At 38.0% G+C, this 20,554-nt stretch carries 31 protein-coding genes; 5 read left to right on the top strand and 26 right to left on the bottom strand.

The genetic code is table 11. The features are described 5' to 3' along the window. Positions 1–3: 3 nt before the first annotated feature. The 9 genes from ABM34_RS13095 to ABM34_RS00100 form a co-directional block, all read right to left on the bottom strand. Positions 4–852, bottom strand: a complete 849-nt coding sequence (locus tag ABM34_RS13095; protein WP_053084433.1) for a Lin1244/Lin1753 domain-containing protein — start codon at positions 850–852, stop codon at positions 4–6. 9 nt (positions 853–861) lie between these two features. Further along, complete coding sequence (locus tag ABM34_RS00135; protein WP_083988226.1) at positions 862–1,674, bottom strand: PD-(D/E)XK nuclease-like domain-containing protein; 813 nt, start codon at positions 1,672–1,674, stop codon at positions 862–864. Continuing rightward, on the bottom strand, positions 1,640–2,452 hold the full coding sequence (locus tag ABM34_RS00130) for a recombinase RecT (RefSeq protein ID WP_048702360.1): 813 nt from the start codon (positions 2,450–2,452) through the stop codon (positions 1,640–1,642). The genes ABM34_RS00135 and ABM34_RS00130 overlap by 35 nt, the downstream gene beginning before the upstream one ends. Positions 2,453–2,456: 4 nt before the next feature. Beyond that, positions 2,457–3,095: an NUMOD4 motif-containing HNH endonuclease gene (locus tag ABM34_RS12880; protein WP_053084432.1), complete on the bottom strand. Its 639-nt coding sequence runs from the start codon at positions 3,093–3,095 to the stop codon at positions 2,457–2,459. Between the two features lie 2 nt (positions 3,096–3,097). Then, positions 3,098–3,220, bottom strand: a complete 123-nt coding sequence (locus ABM34_RS13445; protein WP_257719937.1) for a hypothetical protein — start codon at positions 3,218–3,220, stop codon at positions 3,098–3,100. Beyond that, the gene (locus tag ABM34_RS00120) at positions 3,207–3,434 is read right to left on the bottom strand and encodes a hypothetical protein (RefSeq protein ID WP_048702359.1); all 228 of its coding nucleotides are present in this window, start codon (positions 3,432–3,434) and stop codon (positions 3,207–3,209) included. The genes ABM34_RS13445 and ABM34_RS00120 overlap by 14 nt, the downstream gene beginning before the upstream one ends. Positions 3,435–3,472: 38 nt before the next feature. Continuing rightward, positions 3,473–3,739 carry a hypothetical protein gene (locus ABM34_RS00115; RefSeq protein WP_157023157.1) on the bottom strand — a complete coding sequence of 89 codons (267 nt, stop codon included), beginning with the start codon at positions 3,737–3,739 and terminating at the stop codon, positions 3,473–3,475. Positions 3,740–3,938: 199 nt separating this feature from the next. Further along, entirely contained in the window at positions 3,939–4,667 is a 729-nt protein-coding gene (locus ABM34_RS00105; protein ID WP_048702354.1) for a phage antirepressor KilAC domain-containing protein, read from the bottom strand. A 50-nt stretch (positions 4,668–4,717) separates the two neighbouring features. Continuing rightward, positions 4,718–4,954 carry a helix-turn-helix domain-containing protein gene (locus ABM34_RS00100; protein ID WP_048702353.1) on the bottom strand — a complete coding sequence of 79 codons (237 nt, stop codon included), beginning with the start codon at positions 4,952–4,954 and terminating at the stop codon, positions 4,718–4,720. A 190-nt stretch (positions 4,955–5,144) separates the two neighbouring features. Between ABM34_RS00100 and ABM34_RS00095 the strand changes: the two genes are divergently transcribed. The 5 genes from ABM34_RS00095 to ABM34_RS00080 all read left to right on the top strand — a co-directional run bounded on the left by ABM34_RS00095 (position 5,145) and on the right by ABM34_RS00080 (position 8,260). After that, complete coding sequence (locus ABM34_RS00095; protein WP_048702352.1) at positions 5,145–5,759, top strand: LexA family protein; 615 nt, start codon at positions 5,145–5,147, stop codon at positions 5,757–5,759. Positions 5,760–5,816: 57 nt separating this feature from the next. Continuing rightward, positions 5,817–6,362 carry an Ltp family lipoprotein gene (locus tag ABM34_RS00090; RefSeq protein ID WP_048702351.1) on the top strand — a complete coding sequence of 182 codons (546 nt, stop codon included), beginning with the start codon at positions 5,817–5,819 and terminating at the stop codon, positions 6,360–6,362. Positions 6,363–6,371: 9 nt separating this feature from the next. Beyond that, positions 6,372–6,737, top strand: coding sequence for an SHOCT domain-containing protein (locus tag ABM34_RS00085; protein WP_048702350.1), 366 nt, complete (start codon positions 6,372–6,374; stop codon positions 6,735–6,737). Positions 6,738–6,860: 123 nt separating this feature from the next. Continuing rightward, positions 6,861–7,046 carry a DUF5067 domain-containing protein gene (locus ABM34_RS13090; RefSeq protein ID WP_470290494.1) on the top strand — a complete coding sequence of 62 codons (186 nt, stop codon included), beginning with the start codon at positions 6,861–6,863 and terminating at the stop codon, positions 7,044–7,046. 53 nt (positions 7,047–7,099) lie between these two features. After that, positions 7,100–8,260, top strand: coding sequence for a tyrosine-type recombinase/integrase (locus ABM34_RS00080; RefSeq protein WP_048702349.1), 1,161 nt, complete (start codon positions 7,100–7,102; stop codon positions 8,258–8,260). A 783-nt stretch (positions 8,261–9,043) separates the two neighbouring features. On the opposite strand, the gene ABM34_RS12875 is transcribed toward ABM34_RS00080, so the two are convergent. The 17 genes from ABM34_RS12875 to ABM34_RS13015 are packed head-to-tail and all read right to left on the bottom strand — an operon-like array spanning position 9,044 to position 20,534. Then, on the bottom strand, positions 9,044–10,030 hold the full coding sequence (locus ABM34_RS12875; protein ID WP_053084431.1) for a peptidoglycan recognition protein family protein: 987 nt from the start codon (positions 10,028–10,030) through the stop codon (positions 9,044–9,046). Between the two features lie 3 nt (positions 10,031–10,033). Then, on the bottom strand, positions 10,034–10,366 hold the full coding sequence (locus ABM34_RS00070) for a holin (protein ID WP_048702347.1): 333 nt from the start codon (positions 10,364–10,366) through the stop codon (positions 10,034–10,036). Between the two features lie 18 nt (positions 10,367–10,384). Next, positions 10,385–10,681, bottom strand: coding sequence for a hypothetical protein (locus tag ABM34_RS00065; RefSeq protein WP_048702344.1), 297 nt, complete (start codon positions 10,679–10,681; stop codon positions 10,385–10,387). Position 10,682: 1 nt separating this feature from the next. Further along, entirely contained in the window at positions 10,683–11,081 is a 399-nt protein-coding gene (locus ABM34_RS00060; RefSeq protein WP_048702343.1) for a hypothetical protein, read from the bottom strand. Positions 11,082–11,090: 9 nt separating this feature from the next. After that, the gene (locus tag ABM34_RS13440) at positions 11,091–11,225 is read right to left on the bottom strand and encodes a hypothetical protein (RefSeq protein WP_257719939.1); all 135 of its coding nucleotides are present in this window, start codon (positions 11,223–11,225) and stop codon (positions 11,091–11,093) included. A 10-nt stretch (positions 11,226–11,235) separates the two neighbouring features. After that, complete coding sequence (locus ABM34_RS00055; RefSeq protein ID WP_048702342.1) at positions 11,236–11,922, bottom strand: hypothetical protein; 687 nt, start codon at positions 11,920–11,922, stop codon at positions 11,236–11,238. A gap of 1 nt (position 11,923) precedes the next feature. Next, positions 11,924–12,598, bottom strand: a complete 675-nt coding sequence (locus ABM34_RS00050) for a hypothetical protein (protein ID WP_048702341.1) — start codon at positions 12,596–12,598, stop codon at positions 11,924–11,926. Positions 12,599–12,608: 10 nt separating this feature from the next. Beyond that, positions 12,609–14,072 carry a phage tail spike protein gene (locus ABM34_RS00045; RefSeq protein WP_048702340.1) on the bottom strand — a complete coding sequence of 488 codons (1,464 nt, stop codon included), beginning with the start codon at positions 14,070–14,072 and terminating at the stop codon, positions 12,609–12,611. Continuing rightward, entirely contained in the window at positions 14,069–14,878 is an 810-nt protein-coding gene (locus tag ABM34_RS00040) for a distal tail protein Dit (RefSeq protein WP_048702339.1), read from the bottom strand. The genes ABM34_RS00045 and ABM34_RS00040 overlap by 4 nt, the downstream gene beginning before the upstream one ends. 3 nt (positions 14,879–14,881) lie before the next feature. After that, positions 14,882–17,728 carry a phage tail protein gene (locus tag ABM34_RS00035; RefSeq protein ID WP_048702338.1) on the bottom strand — a complete coding sequence of 949 codons (2,847 nt, stop codon included), beginning with the start codon at positions 17,726–17,728 and terminating at the stop codon, positions 14,882–14,884. A gap of 38 nt (positions 17,729–17,766) precedes the next feature. Further along, on the bottom strand, positions 17,767–18,153 hold the full coding sequence (locus ABM34_RS00030; protein WP_048702337.1) for a hypothetical protein: 387 nt from the start codon (positions 18,151–18,153) through the stop codon (positions 17,767–17,769). 50 nt (positions 18,154–18,203) lie between these two features. Further along, on the bottom strand, positions 18,204–18,545 hold the full coding sequence (locus tag ABM34_RS00025) for a tail assembly chaperone (protein WP_048702335.1): 342 nt from the start codon (positions 18,543–18,545) through the stop codon (positions 18,204–18,206). A gap of 25 nt (positions 18,546–18,570) precedes the next feature. Continuing rightward, positions 18,571–19,167, bottom strand: a complete 597-nt coding sequence (locus ABM34_RS00020; RefSeq protein ID WP_048702333.1) for a phage major tail protein, TP901-1 family — start codon at positions 19,165–19,167, stop codon at positions 18,571–18,573. A gap of 14 nt (positions 19,168–19,181) precedes the next feature. Then, positions 19,182–19,580, bottom strand: a complete 399-nt coding sequence (locus ABM34_RS00015) for a hypothetical protein (protein WP_048702331.1) — start codon at positions 19,578–19,580, stop codon at positions 19,182–19,184. Continuing rightward, positions 19,577–19,969: a hypothetical protein gene (locus tag ABM34_RS00010; RefSeq protein ID WP_048702330.1), complete on the bottom strand. Its 393-nt coding sequence runs from the start codon at positions 19,967–19,969 to the stop codon at positions 19,577–19,579. The genes ABM34_RS00015 and ABM34_RS00010 overlap by 4 nt, the downstream gene beginning before the upstream one ends. Next, positions 19,969–20,274 carry a hypothetical protein gene (locus ABM34_RS00005; RefSeq protein ID WP_048702329.1) on the bottom strand — a complete coding sequence of 102 codons (306 nt, stop codon included), beginning with the start codon at positions 20,272–20,274 and terminating at the stop codon, positions 19,969–19,971. The genes ABM34_RS00010 and ABM34_RS00005 overlap by 1 nt, the downstream gene beginning before the upstream one ends. Next, positions 20,274–20,534: a phage head-tail connector protein gene (locus tag ABM34_RS13015; protein WP_417924676.1), complete on the bottom strand. Its 261-nt coding sequence runs from the start codon at positions 20,532–20,534 to the stop codon at positions 20,274–20,276. The genes ABM34_RS00005 and ABM34_RS13015 overlap by 1 nt, the downstream gene beginning before the upstream one ends. Between the last annotated feature and the right edge of the window lie 20 nt (positions 20,535–20,554).

Raw genomic sequence — 20,554 nt, 5'->3', positions numbered from 1 at the left:
CTCCTAGTATGGTAATTTGTCCGATTCATCAACAGAGTATGGTTCATTCTTTGTTTTCGGTTTTTGTTCTGCCTTTACATTGCTTAATGTGAACAAGCTATGATCAAGCCAGTTTTTTAAAATCCCATCTGCATAATTCCAAGATAGTTTATTGCTAAGGGCTGCCTTTTCAATTGCGAGTTGAACAATCTCATTGGCTTCAATTTCATTAGTTCCTTGATTAACGAAGTCATTGATTCGATATTCTATGTTTTGCTGCACTAATGGATTTAGTACCCCAATGTTTTGTTGATACACTGTAAGAGTTTTTTGAAAAGCAACAGCAGGTGGCCCTATTTCTTTACTCTGCTTTTGTTTACTTTTCTTTTCTTTCCTTTCCTTTACTTTACTTTGTGTACTAATGTCAACATTTACCCCACTTGAACTGGGGTTATTGTCAACATTAACTACGCTTGAAACTAGGTTATTGTCATCATTAACTAAATAACGTAATTTTGGTTGTTCTTTTCGTCTTTTTGTAGCTTCTAAAAACGTTGCTTGAACTCTCTTGCTTGTGAGAATTTGATACTCCTCAAATGCTTCTTCGCTGAATGTGTCGTACGAAATTAGTCTATTGATTAGTTGATCCATTTTTTCAATAGTCATTCCGTCAATTCGATTTACCAATTGCATTTGACTCAACCTATCCCACTTCAGAAAATAACCATTCCGATAGATAGCCGATAAGAGGTAAAGAAAAGCAACAACACCCTCACTTCCAAACTCCCCCATGATTGCTTCGACTTTTTCATTTGTTGGAAAATCAACGTCGAGTGGAAAGTAATCCATGCCATTTTTAATAGGTCTTGCCATCTCGTCCTCCTAATTAATAAGGTTTTCCATGCTTGTAATTTCCCCTAGTGTTGCAGTTTTTCGACAATAAGCACATTTACCACAACGTATTGGTACTTCAAATCCGCTCTTTACTTTTTCAAATCTTGGCTGAAGTGTTTCAATCTCTTCTTGGGCCTCTGCTAGTCGCTTCTTAGGAATCGAGATAACAGCCTTTGCGGGTATTTCTTGTTTACTTACTGCAATAATATAAGGTGTACACATGACTCCATATTGTTGATAAATTAATTGCTGGTATACATACATTTGCAACGGATAATTATATTCGTCCATAAATGATTGCCACATACGTTTTTCTTCGTTCCAATATTTACGGTCTATTTCCCTAGTTGTTTTTAAATCAAGAAATATTTTGCGGTCTAGGTTCAAACAATCAATTTTGCCTTTCCAATTAACGCCTTCAATTTGGCCTTTAACGATTGCCTCTTTTTTGCCCTGATAAAGATTGTTAAACATTGGATCATCAGTAAGCGTTGCAATCATTGAGTCAGCAACCTGATAATCTTTTAACAGTGTGCCCCGCTTTGTGAACATGTCACCTTCGTGTTGTTTAATGAAATTCTCGTGAGCCGTATGGCTTTCAAAGTAAGAATGCAAGTAATTGCCAACCAATAGAGCTTTTTGGTTTATATCTGGTTTGTATATATCATTTAGTTGTGCCACAGTTGCAGCTTCACATTTTTCGAAGTTCTTGAAAAATGTTGCCGATTGATAATACCTATCTGATTCAATTGAATAATATGTTTCTTTATTCAGAGTCTTTTGAATTGGTTGTTGAGTCATTGACGTTTGCCTCCGTTGCATTTCCATTGATCAGCTGACTAACATCAGTTGCGGGCTCTTGTTCTTGTGCTTCAATATCTTTGATGTCGTTTGTGCTGATTGTTGTTGCCTGCTCGTCGCTCTCGTAAGCTTTTTGCATTTCCACACTCATCGGTCCCCATTTACTGATTAAGTTTCTTAGAACCGTTTTGAGTGCCATTGCGTCAAAGTTAGTTGCCCAAACACCACTCGGTTTTGACTTTCCACTCATTTTTGAAAAATTTTGTCTGTGGTCATCAATTTGTTTACGTGTCCAGTACACAGTTTTTTCGAAGCCACTAGTTAACTCAAAGTAACCAACGTATCCAACGGGTTTTTCAGAGGAATCACGATCCTTAAAATGAGGTTCATAATCCAATTGCTCGGTTAACGGGTTGTAACTTTGAAACTCGTCTTCATACACTGCGACGGCGTTCAGATGTTTGTACTGCCCGGTTCTCTGTGCCAATTGGATATATCCTTTGTAACCCATCTGAGGTTGTGCCTTACCGCCATATGGAACTAACCACATGTATCCCAAGTCTTGATTAATTGGCAAGTCTAAACTGGCTGCCACCATAGCCGAGGCAACAACGCTCATTTGATCAACATTCTTCAAAGATTGATTACTATTCACAACATTAATAAGTGATGTAACAAATTGAGCTGATTTGTTACCTAACACAGATTCAAATTTTTCAACGATCTTTGGTTCTTTTACTAATGTCTGGATTGGTAATTTTGCTAAATTGTTTACCATTTTTTTATCCCCTTTTTCTTATTGTGTTAAAATGAACATATGATTTTTTTGAAGTATTCCTGTCCTTTGCCATTGCAGTGGCAAGGGACTTTTTTTGTTCCCAATACAAGTTGTAAATATCTTTTGTTGGTACTCTCTCAAAGCCCCAACGACCGACGTTTACAACTCTCGGGTATCTTGTTGAACAACACTTTGTAATTGCTGTGTATGCCAAGCCCGTTTTGATTGAGGCTTGTCGGCAACTCTCGAAAATTCCTTGTATAATTCCGTTCTCGTCGAACCAAACTATTGAGGTATCTTTTACCGAGTAACCAAACTCGTATGCTTTTCGTCTGCGTTGATTTTCACTTATCGTGATCCATTCCAAATTGTCTGCTCTGTTGTCTTTGGTGTTTCCGTTTAAGTGATCCACAACAAGCACTTTGTCTGTTTCCGGCTTGATGCAAAACAACTCGGCAACTAACCTGTGAACGTCAAAGGTTCTGATTTTTCCGTTGTCATCTCGAAAGGACGTTTTCAAGTAAGCAGTCCGTCGTCCGGGTTTTGACAACTTCCGAATTTGTCCGGTTACTGTACTTTTGACTCTTCCAAGGTTTGAAACCTCATATCGTTCAAAATTAGGCACTTTTTTCCATTGCTCCATATCTACCACCCGTTCTCTTCGTCGCAAGGTTCTGCACCGGGGTAATATGGTTCGCTTTCTTCCTCTGTTTGAGTTAGTGATCCGTAGGCTGTTTCATCTTGTAGCCATTCATCAAACCTGTTCATGTGTTTGCCCCTCTTTCTTGTAAATGTTTTCTCTGAAATTCTTATCTCCTGCTTTGTTTTCTGGTTCGTCGTGATCCATTCCGTAAAAATCTGTAATATTTTCAATAATTCCTTTGAACGACTTGTACTTTGTAAATAAATAAGTGATTAAACTTGATACTCCTGCGATCACAATTGCATTACTGATTAGCTGTTCGAGTGTGACTTTTATCATGTTTCCTCCTGTTGTTGTCGTTCCTGTTCCCACATTTTTTAATGATTGAGCATAAATTCGTCTAGCTCTTTTTTGTAATACCTAACAACACCTTTTACCGTGTGACTTGGTAAACCCTCCAAGATAAAACCGTCAAATGTGTTGTTTGAAACGTTCATATATTTAACTGCTTCGTATTTCTTCATATATGTTTTTGCAATCAGTCCGTTATCTCTTTTAAAATCGGCAACTGCCTTTCCAACAACTCCATATACTGATTTCATCAATTCGTGCTCTTGCTGTTCGGTCAAAGTTATTTCCATCATTCGGCCTCCTGTTGCAAGTAGTAAGTTTCCATTACCGAGATTCCAGATTTTATTTCATTGATAAGTTCCAAGCTTGTACAATCTCGCTTGCGATCCGTGTTGTATACCGGTCTTCCTGTAAACAATGCGTCCACATACTCACCTACAATCTCCTGTGCTGTCGAAAAATTCTCGTACGTCACTTTCATAATCATTCCTCCTATCTAGAAATAACTGAGTTATTTTCCAGAAACTTATTAATAAAATATTGTTGGCCCTTACCAGTAACTTTTGGAGTTTTTGTTACTACCGTGACTCCGTCTGAATTAACATGGCTTGACTCTTTAATCTTGAATAAGCCTAAGTCCATCGATTTTTGAGTTGGAGAATTATAATCTGCGCCTTTGCGTTTGATTAAGTACCCGTTATCTCTCATCCATTGGAATAAACGTCTTGCACCAGTATCAACACCATTACCTTTGATGATTTTGGCAAGATCACCAACTAAGATAGTGGTATGTGATGTTGCTACCGAATCTGCAAATATTGCCTTAGGTTTCATCACTTCTAACTGTTCCTGTTGGTCTGCCGCCAAACGTAAAGCTTCAGCCATTGTCGATGGAATTTTGAAACCACCTGTTTTGATTTGCTCTTCCATCTTGTTAAAGGCCTCAATATATTGCATCTTGAATCTAAGAGCTTTTTTGCCTGTGAATCCCATAGCTAATAATGTGAAGCCGTCTCGATTCATGTAATACATTGGGTATTGTTTTCCGCGATTTTCATGTGTAGATTTTAAAAATATTTGGCTGCTCAAAACTGAGCTGTCAGATTCCAATAGATGTTCGATGTCACGAATTATATTTTTATGTTCTTTATTAAACGTTTCTGCAACTTGTAAACTGCTAGTTACTGCTTGTTGATCTTTCATAATTACTAAATCGTTCATTTTTTATTTTTCCCTTCCTAAAACTTTTGATTCGCAATTATATTTTTCAATCAATGAATCCGTTCTTTATTGGGAACGTCCTTTGTAAAAAAAATCCCGAGCTCATCCCTTGAGAATCCAAGAATAGTGGCCATTTTAGCTAATTCATCAGCACCAATCGATACGAAACCATTTTCACGTTTTGCATAGGGTGTTCTTGTGCTCCAGCCCATGCGACTCGCCATTTGATCTTGTGTGATTCCTCTTGCAATTCGTTCTGCTTTTAATCTTCTCAAATTGATTGTCATTGTCAATCACCTCCGTTCTCTTTCGAGTACGATACTTACTATAAAGGGTATGTTCTCGTTTGTCAACACTTTTTGCTAAATTAAATACATAAAGATGTTTTATTCCTATGTATTGTATTCTTTTGGGAACGATGATATAATAGAAACATGTTAAGGAAACATAGTATTTAAATAGTTTTAGGAGAAAATTATGAGAACTAACGATGAAATTATGAATATATTAGATGATTTAAAATCAAAACAAAATTTATCTATAAGTGAAATAGCACGCAGAACCGGTATGGCTAAATCAGCTGTTTCCAGATATTTTAATAGAACAAGAGAATTCCCTTTAAATCGCGTAAATGATTTTGCCAAAGCATTTCATATAGAACCTGATTATTTATTGAATATCGATAACTCTCAATCTCCTAAGCATAAAACTGCAATGATTCCTATACTAGGCGAAATTGCATGTGGAGATCCAATAACTGCAGAAGAAAATATAGAAGGATATTTGGAGGAGCCTGAGGACTCGCTCCCAAGTGGTACCGTATTCTATCTAGTTGCTAAAGGTCATTCAATGGAGCCTACCATCCCTAATGGCTCCAATGTCTTAATTAGAGAGCAACCAGAAGTTGAGGACGATGAAATAGCTGCAGTCCTAGTTAATAGTGATACAGAAGCAACTTTGAAACGGGTTAAACATTCTGGGAACATTGTAATGCTTATGCCAGATAACAAGGACTATGATCCAATTATAGTAACCAAAGACAGCCCTGCTCGTATTCTTGGCAAAGCAATCAGATATACAACTGAACTGTAGTTTAATGTCCAAACACTGATGACAATAAAAGCTGACTATTGGGAGGAATTACAAATTATGAAAAGAGAAGAAAATAAGAAAAAACCTTTCTATAAGAAATGGTGGTTCTGGTTAATCGTTGCATTTGCAATTATTATTGTAGGAAATACAATCTCCGACAGTGGAAATAAAACAACACCTGAAAGTACAAAGACCGAAAAAACTACCCCGAAAGCTAATACAAAAGAAACAAAAGAGGCAGAAAAGAAAGTAAAAAACTTCTTTAAATCTGATGATTCTAAAAAAGAAGATAATGTACCAGCTGAATATAAATCAGCACTAAATAAAGCTAAAACATATTCGAACCTTATGTATATGTCGAAACAAGGTATTTATGACCAACTAACTTCTGAGTACGGAGATAAATTTTCTGCCGAAGCAGCACAATATGCTGTAGATAATCTAAAGGCTGACTACAATAAAAATGCACTTAAAAAAGCTAAATCTTATCAAAAAGACCAAGATATGTCATCTGAAGGCATTAGAGATCAATTAACATCAGAATATGGCGAAAAGTTTACACAATCTGAGGCGGATTACGCAGTACAGCATTTAAACGACTAGGAGCAAATAATGACAAAACTACTATGGAAGACTTTTATATTTATAATCAGCTTTATAATAATTGTTAGAGTTTTATTTGATCCATCAATGTTATTTTACACAATTCCTTTTATTATAATATTAGCAGTAATATTATTGGGATTATATAAATTTGGAAGGCCCTATTTTGATAAGATGCTTGGATTTTTAAAAGTAAAAACTCCAGAATTAACAAAAAATGTATCTCAAAAAACCACAGGATACATTAAAGAAAAAAGCACTGAAAAGAAAAATAAAAAACTGGATTTAGATAAATTAGAAGAAATGCATAAACTTGTTGAAAAAGGTGTTTTAACACAAGAAGAATTTAACAAGAAAAAAGAGGAAATGCTATAAATTCTCATTAAATAAGCCACCCTAGGCTTATTTATTTTTACTCAAATTACGTTTTTGGAGGTGTAATTATGGCTCAAATATACAAAAAGCAAGGTTCTTGGGCTTTTCACGTTTACTACAAAGATGATCAAGGAAAACGCAAATAGCCCTCTTCAAACACAAGAGGACGCAATGAACGATAAACTACTACCAAAGAAAAAAACACAAGGTGTAGTAGTGTTTGAATTAGAAAACACAAATAAAGTAACAGTTAAATTTTCTAATTCTGATTTCAAGAATATTGGATCAAAAACTTATAATGTTCAATAGCATTTAATTGTTCATGTCGTTTCTTCCCTGTTCCCACGGTGGGAGACTAAAATATGACGAAAATAAAAAAATACACAAAAAAAGACGGATCAACCGCCTACAAATTTAATATTTATTTAGGTATTGATCCGAAAACCGGAAAGAGCAAAAGAACAAATCGACATTTTGCAACTCTCAAAGAAGCAAAAGTTGAATTAAAAAAACTAGAGTATCAAGCGACACAAGGAATTATAGAACATAAAGAAACAAATATAACCTTTGAAGAGGTTTATAATGAATGGTTCGAGGGGTATGTGAATACTGTTCGTGAAAGTACGTGGTACAAAAAGAAAAAGATTTTTGAAAATCACATATTACCGGCATTTGGCAAATATCGAATTAGATCAATCACTACTGCTCAAATACAAAGTGAGCTAAACAAATGGTTTAAGTCGACTACCAACAATTTCAAACCTTGGTTTTATTACACCAGTGCTATTTTCAAATATGCTATTCAGCAACAGTACATTACTGACAACCCAGCTAAAAGAGTTATCATGCCACGAAAAACTGAACATATTGAAAAAGAACCAAACTTTTGGAATAAAGATGAGTTGAAAACCTTTTTCGATTTTATTGATTCAAAAAAAGAGTTAGAACGTTACACATTGTTTAGAATACTTGCATTCACTGGTATTAGACGTGGTGAATGTTTAGCATTAACGTGGAATGACTTTAACAACACCGAAAACATTTTGCAAATCAACAAAACACTGACGCAAGGTATTGGAGGAAAGCAGATAATTCAAGACACAAAGACAATTAAGGGAACTCGTACCATTCCCCTAGATACAACCACAATTAAATATTTAAACCTCTGGAGAATTCAGGATCGCAAGGAATTGTTGAAAATGGGTTTTAATATTGGTAAAGGTTCACAGTTAATTTTTCATAGTAATACTAATCACTTTAAATCATTAAATACTCCAAAGAAATGGTTAGATTTAATAATGAAACGTGTGAACAGTGAACAAACTTTATTACACCCAATAACCATACATGGTTTTAGACATTCCTACGCAAGTGCATTGTTTGCCTCAGGAGCAACTATTAAAGAGGCTCAAACATTGTTAGGACATGAGGACGCTCAAACAACATTAAACATATACACTCACGTAACAGCAGATCAAAACAAAGAAGCAACGGAAAAACTGGTTAAGTTCCTGAACTTCTAAATGGTACTCAAAATGGTACCTAAGCGAAAAAACAGCCCTTGAGAAGCCTTGTAACTACTGATATATCGGGAGTTATTAAAATTAGTATCCGATTCCCCTCATCTCCATTTTTTAAATTTCATTACGTTTTATAAGGGCGCAAACCCTTGATAACACAACGTTTTTATTTTTTGAGGTTTTACGAAATTTCGTAGGATTTCATACTCATGGTACTCAAATGGTACTCAAAAAAATAGTAATGTGGGAACAGCGAAGCAATAGCGAATGAAAAACACGTCTAAAATAGGCGTGTTTTTTTGTTGTCAATTATTAAAATAACATTGCCTTAAAATTGATATCTTTTTGACTATCAATTATTAATCGATTTAACGGAACATCTTGAGAATTAAACGTCATATACTTTCCTTAAAAAAATAACCGCCCTTCAGATGAAAGACGGTCAATAATTTACGATACCGAATTGGAATAGTCTCCAATTGTGACTAGGGGTAGATTTAAGCCTCTACCTAGCAACGTAGCGTATCGCCAACTACATTATATACTGAATAACATTAAGCAAGAGGCATTTATAAACGACTTGCTTCAACAAACATATTAACAGGTAGTTAATCAAGTTTCAAATTTTTTTGATCATAAACGCTACACTGATGAACAAAAAAAATCAAGAAATTATCCTCAATTCAAGTTTAATAAAACTCTCATCACTTATATAACAAAAAAATACCCACACCTAAATTAATAGATGTGGGTATTGTTGCCGTTCCAAAGACTAGTATATCATGCTTATCCCTTAAATCCACTACCTTGCTGAAATTTAACTGGGATATATTCATCTGTGGAAACTTGGTAGCACCAGCCAACATTAGGTACTTTAAATAGTTCTTCACCGGTTGCCCATGAAGTGCCACCTTTAAATACTTGGTTGCTGTCTTTTATGCTTTGACCTTTAGAATTGTATGCATTAACTCCGTAACCGTCTAAATAGTTAATAACAATCTTGCCCGCCTTGTCAGTGACAGACTGTGGAATGTAAGTATCATTGCCGATTTTAAAGTATGCTTTTTTATCACGTACTAGAATATCAGCTGATTGCCATGCCGTGCCACTAAGGATATCAGTCCCAATATGAGGAACGCCTTTGCTACTTGTTGTGGTAAATGCTTTGAAGTAGTCAGCCGTCACAGTCACCACATTATTAATAGTGGCTTTCTTCTCTGGTTCGGGATCGTCATCAAATCCGTTTGCAAGGTCATATGCTAGCTGTGATTTAGTGATACCCATGCTTGCAAAGTAAGGGTAAGGATCAACGTGGTCACCGCCAAAATTATTAGTTACCCATTGATGTGTCTTGATTCCATTGCCCCCACTGTCTAGAGTGAGCGGGATACCGTAAGCATTAGCGTAGTAGCGAGCTACTTCCACATACAAACGATAGGCTTCTCTAAATTGGTGTTTGTCGCCAGTGCGGGCAAACTCGATTTGTACTGGTGCGTATGGATTAGCCGTTAATGCTCCCCACGATACGTAGCCTGGTTCACCGATTTGGTAAACTTGTGCCTTGCCGTCCATATAACCAACAAAAAACTGGACGTAAGCACTGCCATAGTTGTTATGCATATACTGAACCTCATGCAGTAACGCTTGTGGATCTCGTTTGTCGTTATCATTACCTGATTCGTGGAGGATAATAAAACGGTTAGAAGCTAGCCGTGTATCACCTTGATAATCGTCTAATGTGTATGTCTTATTAATGATATTAGGATTAAACATATTCTATCCTTTCATATCCAGATTTTTTTGTTCTTTGGTTGGTTTCCATTCGGTAGAATAACCACCCGCTACGCCTTTAAATCCTGTAAATAGTCCTGCTGTACTTGCACCAACTAAAAAGCCAGCAAATCCGCTTTGATAAAGACTTGAATCATTTTGCATAAAGCCGACAAACAGACCAATTAACACCCCCAAAATCATTGATACAAACGGTAAATACTTGTTTGCTAATTTAATCTTACTGATCTTGATTGCTTGAGTAATTGCATACACCGCAACACCAATCAATGTAAGTTCTCCTGCACTAATCAAATTTAAACCTAAAATATAATCCATGTTTTTTCCTACCTATTGTTATTTATTATTTTTAATACCACGCAAGCCAATCTGTCCAATTAATTGTGATTGCTCCTTTAACTCTTCAATTTGTTCGGAAAGTAAAGTAATTGAATGATTTAGCCGTGCAATTTCCGATTCTAATTGAACTATTTTTATATCCCGAGTTTGAATATCGGCTAGTTGTGCCTTTAATTTGTCGATAAGTTCACCATCGGTTTCCTTGTCCGGTGCCCTTTGGTTAATTTTCGCCACAATCACCCCCATAACGAGCGAGATAAGCATTCCCAAAACAGTAACCCAATCATGTTGCATTCTATCCACCCGCCTTTGCTGTATGAAAAATCAATACGATCACAAAGGCGGTTAATCCTGCACCGATCGAAAATTGATGTAACTCAATATCTATTTGAATAAATGTAATAAAAAAGAACACCCAGACGGTACTTAGTAGACCGACAAAAATGTTCTTTATGTCCCAAAGTCTTATATTCCAAATGGAAATTAAAATTCCCACAGTTGCTAGGCACATAAGTAAAGCAAACATGAACGATGTGTCTAATAATCCTATAAAGCCCAGCCATGGGGGTGCCTGACTTAAAATATCTCTCTGGCTTTTTACAAACAAACCCAAATATGCAGTACATATTGATAGCCAAAACCATATCCAGTTGCGTTGGTAATGTCTGCCAATATGTAACAATTGTTCTTTCATTGTTACCTCCTAGTCGATTGAGCTTAGATCAATTAAATTATTTTCTCCAACGTTAATTGTTACGATTTCCCCATCAGAATTTTTGATTTTGATAGCCCTAATTGTCTTTGTTGCTAATTCCGCAACCTTTGATAAATCGTTCATATTAGCCCTCCTAATAAACCGTTATGGAGTCGAGTAGGAAACTAACCAAGCCACTAGACGCCGAACTTGCAACGGCATTGAACTGATAATCAAGCATGAGTTTGCCGTCCTGTTCATGAAAATAGTAATCGAAATATGCAGACCTTATCGAAACCATTGCAATGTCTGGAACATCTTGCAAATACATGTAACTTCCTAAACTTGAACTCTCAAACGGATAACGAACACCTTTCCCGACCATAGTTTTAAGTTGAGTTTTTGTGAATGAAACTCCGTCATCAGTCAATGTTGGTAGACCCGACGTTGAGGAACTGATCGGGCTTTCTCGTGAAAATAGCTTTGAACTTGTGATCTCACAACCATTCAATGCTGAACCAACCAATATGTTTGTTTGTGCTTTGGAATGCTTGACGGTCAAACCATTAGGAATATTACTTAAATCAGACTTTATTCCTTTAAGTTCAACGGTTGCCATTTTGTTGTTTGATTGATAATCAAGAATGGTTGTCTGTGGAACTGCTACGCTGTCCCCTATGTTGATAGGTGTCGAGGTTGCAAAGTCGGATAAATCAAGAACTCCGTTTTGATCGGGTGTCCGAGTTATGATCGTACCTGCATTTTTTGGATCGTTGATTTTGACTCCAAACGCCGAACGAACCACTGCACGAGCCGTTGTTGTTAGATTATTCTCTGCCATATTAAACAGCTCCTAACGTATGAATTTTCGCCAAAACGTCTGGATCAGAAATTTTGTCGTCTGTGTCCAAGTCCATTTCGTTCACAATTCCCGTGATTACTTCTTGTGCTTCGGTTTTCTTGATAACATTATTGTCATCAATCAACTTTGTTATGTCCGCAAGTTTTGAGTCTAAATCGTCGATTTGCTTGCGAATATCTTCGGTGTCTAGTTCCGCATTCTTTGCTGTTTCTTGAATAGTCTGATACACGGAACTAATCTCATTGACAACGCTCTTTGCGTCTGAAATAAGCGAATTGCTTTCCGTACCGCCTACACCGTCCGCCCTCTGTACATAAATAATAAAGTTAGAGGTTGAGCTACCGTCAATTCTGAAATATGTTGCCGTTGTTGATCCGGAGGACTGATAAATCTCCGCAGGTAGTTTGTATGTAAACCCAATCGGCTTGCCTAAAATATCGTTGAATATTTCAAAGTTCGATTGTTCTTTGTCTTGTATGACTTGTTCATCAAATTTCGTGCAATCAAATTCAAATACACTGTCGGTTGTGATCGTGAGTCCCTCGTCCAATGTAACTTTGATCGTGTCTTGACTGTCGTCTTGTCTGATCCATACAGGTTGAGCGATATATCTTTTTGCTTTGCTATCATCTAGCGTTATCTCTGTAACTGTCATGCTTTACCTCCTATGAGTATTTTTTAATTCTTGTTCGGATCATATCCTCGATACCGCTTTGCCTTGCCTCTGGTGTGAGGGCAAATGTTGAGCCGGCAACAACGGTGGAATTGTGAATATTTAATAGATTTCTATTGATCTCTGTTATTCGTTCCTCGACGTAAACGTCTAGCCGTTCATCATACAAATAGATTGTGTCCCCAATTCCGACAGTCCCAATTTGATTGAACGACGTTTCTAATTTCCGTTTAGGTGTACACATTGTTAATAGTTTCATGTATGTTCTGGACAACAATCTTGATGAGAGGACTTCGTCATCAAATGTAACAACACCAATTCGTGGACTTCCGTCGCTGTACCCATAACTTGCGGTTGCGGACGGAACTTCCACATAGCCTTGACCTTTTGGTTTGTTGACTGGTGCCTTGGGACTTGTCCATTCAACTTGCGTGAAATCAACTATTCGCTCTGTGGTTGCCCCACCTGTCGAGGTTGTCGAGTTGTCCTCATCTGTGATTATTTCGTTGTCATCTTGTGCCGCTGTGAAATCAACATCAATGTAATTGACGTATTGGTTTGTAGACACTCGATAATACTTTTCGTGAGTGCTTGCCTTTTCCATATACATATCTGTACGCCATTCACTATCTTGTCCAAGTCGTCTGCCTGTGTATGGAACTAATTCACGGGTGTATAAAATAGCAAAGGTCTTATTTACCTTGACTGTTCCGGGGCTTGGTACGTCGTTCCATTGATCCGAAACGGGGGCGTCTGGTTCTTCTATTTTGAGTGTTGCTCCATAGCCGACCAACGCTGTATATATTCCCGACCTATCCTCGGTGTACTTTGATCCGGTCAAGTCTTTTCTTACGTCAAAATGTAGGTCGGTTCTATCTTCTCCTAATTGTTTGTACACGTTTATTGCTCGTTTTGTGATCGTGTTTCCTTGGAATTGATACACAAAATCAAACTCAAAGCCCCAATCTTCAACGGCTTTGCTAAGTACCGAGCTAACTGTTACGTCCTCATCATCAAACGACTGTGGTTCGTACTCGTCGTGATCGGGCGTAACTCCAACGATCCATGTTTTTTCATTCGGCAAAGCATAGATTAATTGATCCAGTAACTCATCAACGTACAACAACCCTGTGGTGTCGTCTTTTCCCCATATCTTGCCGACCCAAGTTGCTGTCATGTCCTCATACATTGTTTCAAAGCCTTTGAAATTGATTTCTGAAACTGTCATGTCAAAGGTGGTAATGGAATACAGGTGTGCAAAATCGGGGTCATTTGCATAAGTGGGAACTGCAACATACCGGCTTTTTTGAGCCAACTCACTATTTCTCTTACTAAACGGAATAGAACAATCTAATTCGTTTGCCTTGTTGATTTGAATTTTCTCTGTTCCACTAAGTTGACGATCAACAATTCCGAGTAGTGATTGAGTTTCGTCCAAAAAATAAAGTAATGTCATAACAGTTTCCCTCCTATTTTAATAGTGACCGAGCAATTTCGACTTGTAACAATTGTGCTACCTTTCTTTATTGCAAAGTCTTGTATTTGACTTATGTACATCAGTTTTGCAGGTGTTGGTTGTCCAAAGTAATAAACATATTTATTCTCTGGATCATTAGGAATAACCGTTACCTCGTCCCTATTTGAATATGAACCCTCAATAAATATTTCATGCCCGTTCCCGTCTTGAATGTATGTGTTTTGAACGTCGTCCGTATAATTGAACGTGATTTCTTGTGGTTGTGTGTAGTACGGAATTTCGTTTGTGATCGTGAACGTTCCACTTCCTGTGATTTCATACGGGTGTTTTGGATATTTGAACGGGTCAATACAAGTGATCGTGAATGTTGAAAAGCCCTCATTCACACCGGACGGAAATTCTTCCACGGCACTAACTGCACCTATCCAGTAATACTCTGGTTCATCACGGAAATAGAACTTGAAAACTTCCCGTGTAAACAATTGTTGGTTCAATAAATTAAAACTGTAACGGAACTCCGTCGAGTTCTTTGCAGCTAGTAGATATTTGACCTTTATTTCTCTTGTCGGTAGTCGTCTGTTTAAGATGAAACCGCCGTCGTAATAATCGCTCTCATGAACGTTTAATTCCGGCGTAGCTAATTCCCTACCACTTACTTGAACTGTCTGATAGCCATTCACAATGCTTTCAATCGGCAAGTCTGTGTCCATGAAATACATTGCCTCCGTCGGCATGAATAAATCGTCATCATTCGATACACGATCAAGATTTCTAAATTTATACATGAACTAGAACCCCCTCCCGAAACGTTGTTGAATGTTTAAATCTTGTTGACTTGTAATGTCATCAGTAAATGTTGAGAACGAAGAACCGCCCATTGTTAGGTTGATATATGCCGGTTGAGCTGCAAGAGTCATATCTCCACTAACACTTGCTTGCATTCCTGTTTGCAACTGTCTGTTTGCTGAATTGATGGCTCCGGAAATATTGCTAATCCCAATATCTGGTTGCATTAGTTCACTGATTCTATCTGCCATACCAGAAACATGGGATTTTACCTCTTTAAATCCATGGACTAATCCGCCATTTAATCCACCCATGATTGCATTACCGGCAGGAATTAACAGTTTTCTATCATACTGGATTGGACCCTTGTGATCTTTTATCCAACTACCAATACCACCGATAAACTTTTTGACACTTTCAAAAGCTGAACGCAGTCCCTTTTCAAAACTCTTGATAATTGCACGGCCTGCCTCTCCTAGATCTATATCACCTAATTTATCAAATAGTCTTTTTATCGAGTTTATAACATCAGAAACAATTTTCCTCATAGCATTCATTGCGTTAGATAGTGCCTCTTTCATACCACTCCAGACGTCCTGAGCAAATGATTTAATGCCGTTCCAGGTATTTGTCCAAAAAGTTTTAATTGAATTAAGGACTGCTGAGATGACAGACAGTACTGCAGTGATACTTGCTTGAATAACAGCTATAATTCCATCCCATATTGCTTGGGCAACAGACATTATCCCATTCCAAATACTCGACCAAATAGAGGCAATCGCACTTAACACAGAAGAAATGATGGAGACTATTGCACTTAAAACAGTAGAGATCACTGTGGAAATCATATTCCAAACCTCTGAAACAATAGAAACGAGTGCATTCCATGCTCCACCCCAATCTCCTTGAATTACTGCCATAACCAATTGAATCACGCTGGCAATTACATTCAATGCAGTTGAAACAACCGTACTGATAACTGTCCAAACGGATTGAACAACCACTACTAAAATCTGCCAACCCGTTTGGAAAATGGTTTGCATTATTGTCATGTATGTCTGTACTACGGTAACTATTGTTGTCCAAACCGTGGTAAATATTGTTGCTATCCCAGACCATAATGCCGTGAAGAATGGTGCAATCGGTGTCCATATCATTTGTATGAATTGAACTAAGGTGTTCCACAAGTTTTGAATGGAGCTAATTATTGGAGTTAGTCCTGTGACAATAGAATTCCAAACATTAGTAAAAAACTCACCAATGCTGGAAAACAGTGTTGTAAGAAAGTCGACTAACCCTTGCCAAGCCTGTTGAATAAACCCAACTGTGGTTGAAACTATTGTTTTGCCTGTTTTTGTTGTGGTTAAAAATGCAACTACGGCACCAACGGCACCCGCTATTGCAGTTACAATTAATCCAATTGGTCCAGTTAATGCAAATATTCCAGCCGCCAAAACAACTAATCCAGTTCCAGCTAAAATTAGCTGACCTTTCGTTGTCCCTAATAAATCGTTAAATAATTGGAATACACTAGTTGACGAACTAACATCTACTCCCATTGCTTGTAATCCACTTGATATACCTTGTATTGCACTGTCAAAGCCACCATGAATGGTCTTAGCAATGTTATCAATAGCCTGTCTAAATGGTTCTGACGTTGTGTAAGCCTTGTAAAAAGCAACCGCTAAAAGCGCAATTCCTGCCGCTATTAATCCAATTGGACTGAGAATAAAACTAAATGCTGAACCTAGGTTCTTTAATCCAATAACAGTTGCATTTAGTTGGGGAGCAATTGTACTAAATGCCATTAATCCCATGACACCAGTCGAAACCGCTGTTAATAAACCTGAAAGTGGTGAGAGTGAACCCCCAAAATTCTTAAAATTACTAATTACACCCGGAATAGATCCATTTAGTTTTTGAAAACCTGCGTCAATAAGATTTTGTCCCTTGTTAATGTTATCCGCCATTGTTGGGAATCCGTTGCTTGTCAATCCTTTATCAATTGCAGTAAGCATATTTGCCATACCACGAGTTACCGCATTTTGAAGGTTATCAAAACTTGTTTGAATACCTCCCGAAGCGGTCCGGGCTTGACTAGCGAAACCACTGACGCCACTGTCTAGTTCAACAAATTTTTGATTCAATTGATCCACAGTTATTGATCCGTCCTGTAAGGCGGCATATAAGTCATTTGTTGCACTTCTACCGGCATAACCGAATGCCTCAGCGACCTTTTTGAGTGCTGACGGCATGGTTTCTTGTAGCGTACGCCAGCTCATTAGATCTACCTTACCCGACGATAGCATTTGAGTATACTGCTGTAATCCACGGGCGGCGTCCGCTGCACTTGATCCACTCGCAAGGAAAGCGTCATTCAATGCGATTGTTGTCTTTGCAGCCGTGTCAACGTCCCCAGTGATAGAGGCGAATTGTTGCGTGGTTGAAACAACGTCATCAAGAGCGGTAGGCAAGCCTTTGATACCATTTTGCAAAGTGTCCATTGACTTGCTTACGTCCTTAGCTGAATAGCCCAATTGCTCCATTACCTTTGGATATTGGTTCAAGGTATCGAAACGGGAAATAGCTCCACTAACCGAGTTCTTAACCATATCAACCGCTTTACCGACAAGTTGCATTGCTCCGATACCTGCTGCAATGTTCAAAATTGAGCTACGAGCTTGATCGGCTTTTTGACTCAACCCGTCCATTGATCGGTTTGCACCGTCGAAACTTGATCCGGCATTCTTGCCGAACCCATTCAATGAGTTTGCAGCATTCTTCAATGTGTTTGAAAAGCCTTTGTCTTGTAGTGATAGAACACCCTCAACGTTAAAACTTTGACCCATAATTCCTCCTCTCTAGCAAAAAAGGGACAACACGAAATTTAATTCGGTTGCCCCTTTTGTTTTTGCTTCTCTTTTTGTTTTTCTCGTTCTCTGTATATTTGTAGTATTTCGTCCTGTTCCCTTTGTTCTGACTCATGTTCTGACTCATTAAGGGGAATGTAATTAGGATCAAAACTCTTGTGAACATTATTTTTGTAAGCTGTCGAGTCGAAAAATTCATCAAACTTCGTGTACTTCGGTTTAGGGTGCTTAGATGAACCCTTGGTTGCCTGTACTGTCTGATTGAGCCACGCTTGCAAAGCAATGTTCTCTTGTTCATCTATCCGTGTGATCTGGTACGCCTCTAAACGCAAGAAATACTCCTGTATGCTCATTTTGGATATTTCGACTAGGTCTGTTAGTCCAAAACGAGAAATTGCATTCAAGAGCATTTCCCTGTACGTTTGCTCGGAACTGATCGGCTTTTTATTGCCGTCTAGTTCTGTGTTAGCTTGTTGACTGAAAAGCGAACCACTGGCGATTTTTTTAGTTCTGCCAAAACGTCCGTGAATAGTTTTTCAATTTGCTTGTCTGTTTGTGATCCAACTGCATTTGCTACGTCGTCATAACTTGGACGAGGGTTATCGGCATGAGTTGCACAATAGAGAGCGTTAATCAATGCAAGCATGTCCCAACCTTTCAATGCAGGTAATGTTCTTGTGAGAGCCATTCCCATTGAAATGCCTTGCACGTCAACACCTGCAACCTTGTCGAGTTCTCTCAAAAAACCGATACCGAAATTCAATTCAAATTCTTTGTCGTTTACTTTAATGTTCATAATTGTTCTCCTAATTAGTTAGTTTTTATTCTGTGGCTGGTGCTTTTGGTTGGTTTGCTCCGTCGGCTTCTTCGTCGTACTTAGTACCGCCTGCGGTGTCGTTGTCGTCCTTAGCAATATCCAAACCACGGAAAATATAATCAAAGTCGGCTTGTTGATCGTCTGAAAGTGAAAGCCAACCGTCTTTTGGTGTGCCGTCAACTGTGAAAGTAACATCACGTGTTGAAAGGTCATCGGCGTCGTTGTCGTTGCTATCTTCGTTTACTGAACCTCTCATATACCATGCGTAAACTTCCTTTGTTGAACCGTCCGTATTTGTCTTGATACGGTCTTTGTTTACGATCCATGCCTCAACCTTGCGACCGTCAAATAATGCGTGTCTGATTTTATCAGCAATGAAATGGTTGTTGTTTACGAACTCAACTTCAAGTTCTGTCTCAACGCTTGATTGAGAGGAAACTGATCCATCTTTAGTAGCTGTTGAATCAGAGTCAACACTTGGGTCAAAACTCAATGATGTCTGATAAGGAACAAGTTGAGCCTCCATCTTTGCTTGGTCCTCTAAAAGACGGACAAACAATACTGCATTTTTACCTTGTAATTTAACTAATTGTTCTGCCATGTTTTAACTCTCCTTTAAATTATTTCAAAATGTAAATTCATGATTCCATGTAAGAGGATTTGACCCTCAACACTGTAATCTGTAACGAGTCTTGTTTCTGATCGTTGCATATCAAAAACAGTCGTGTAATTCTTGGTGCTTTTAATTTTTACCGCCTCATGTAAGAAGTCATTCATCATATTGGATATAACTGCACGATTGCTTGCGTTATTCCATAAATCAATATCAAGTTCTAAATTGCCATCTAAGCTGTTTTTCGTGCTATCAGGTGTAAGAGAAGTATCTCCAATAATAACGAACGGGTAAGGTACGTTTTCCTCTTCGGTAGGCAAATAGTCGTAGGTGTCAAACCCTTTATTTGTCGAATATTTAAAAAAATAATTGAATATTTCTAACTCTGGGGAAAATATCATGATCCCTCCGCCGCCTTTTTTATTCTTGATAGAAATACAGGGTAAACACTATCCAATGCAGGCTTTAGAGTCGGTTCTTTTGCCATGAAACGAGTTCCAAGTTCGACGTATTGGAAATATTCCGTTTCCGGTCTAATAATTCCCTTTAGTCCGCTGTCCTCAAAGTAGATATTTGTCATCTTCTTTGTTTGACCCGTTGAAATTCGTTTTCCTGCCTTGCTACCGCTCTTATACGTCTTGGTGTATGTAGTTCCCATATTCCGTTTGGTTTTCTCTTGTACCTCAACCGTGGACTTCCTAACGACACTGACAAACCTCTTCATGTCTGACTGTTCGGTTAGTTTGACCTTTGCTTTGTTCAGTCCGACAAACTTCACTTTCATTCCCATTAGGAAATACCAACTTGGAAACTCTTCACTTTTGAGGTGGAGGTTTTAGTTTTCTTGATCCAGTGTTGCGTATCATTCCCAATCAACAAAAAAGACCAGTTGAAATTGATACTTTCAACTAGCCTTATTGTTTTTGTTTGAATGTTATAGTTGCCGAACGTTTCAACATTACGTTGAACGCCGTTGTCTGTTACGTTTGCCCAACACTTGAACACTTCTGTTGGTGTTGAGTCATGTTGACCTGTTTCCGGGTTGTATTTGTTGCTCGGATCAGTGTAAAACGTGATCGGAGTATCAAATCGCATTAGTATTTCCTCCCGAATGAATACGGGTCAACAAACTTGATCGTAGGCAACGGGTTCTCTGAATGTTCTTTCAAATAGTCCGTAATGTCGTTTTCAAAGCCCGAAAAGTCATCATCACTAAACGTAATACTTTCTCCGTCCTGTGAATAAGAGGTCATGCCCTCGTTACTCATGCGGTTGTATCGTCTGATAGACACCTCAAACAATATAAATTCCAAAGAGCTTGGCACGTCCTCTGTGGTATGTAGTTTAGACTTCAATCGTTGAGTAGTTCGTTTAA

Source organism: Companilactobacillus ginsenosidimutans, assembly GCF_001050475.1.
GTDB lineage: Bacteria > Bacillota > Bacilli > Lactobacillales > Lactobacillaceae > Companilactobacillus > Companilactobacillus ginsenosidimutans.
This window is presented reverse-complemented; position numbering and strand designations above follow the sequence as displayed.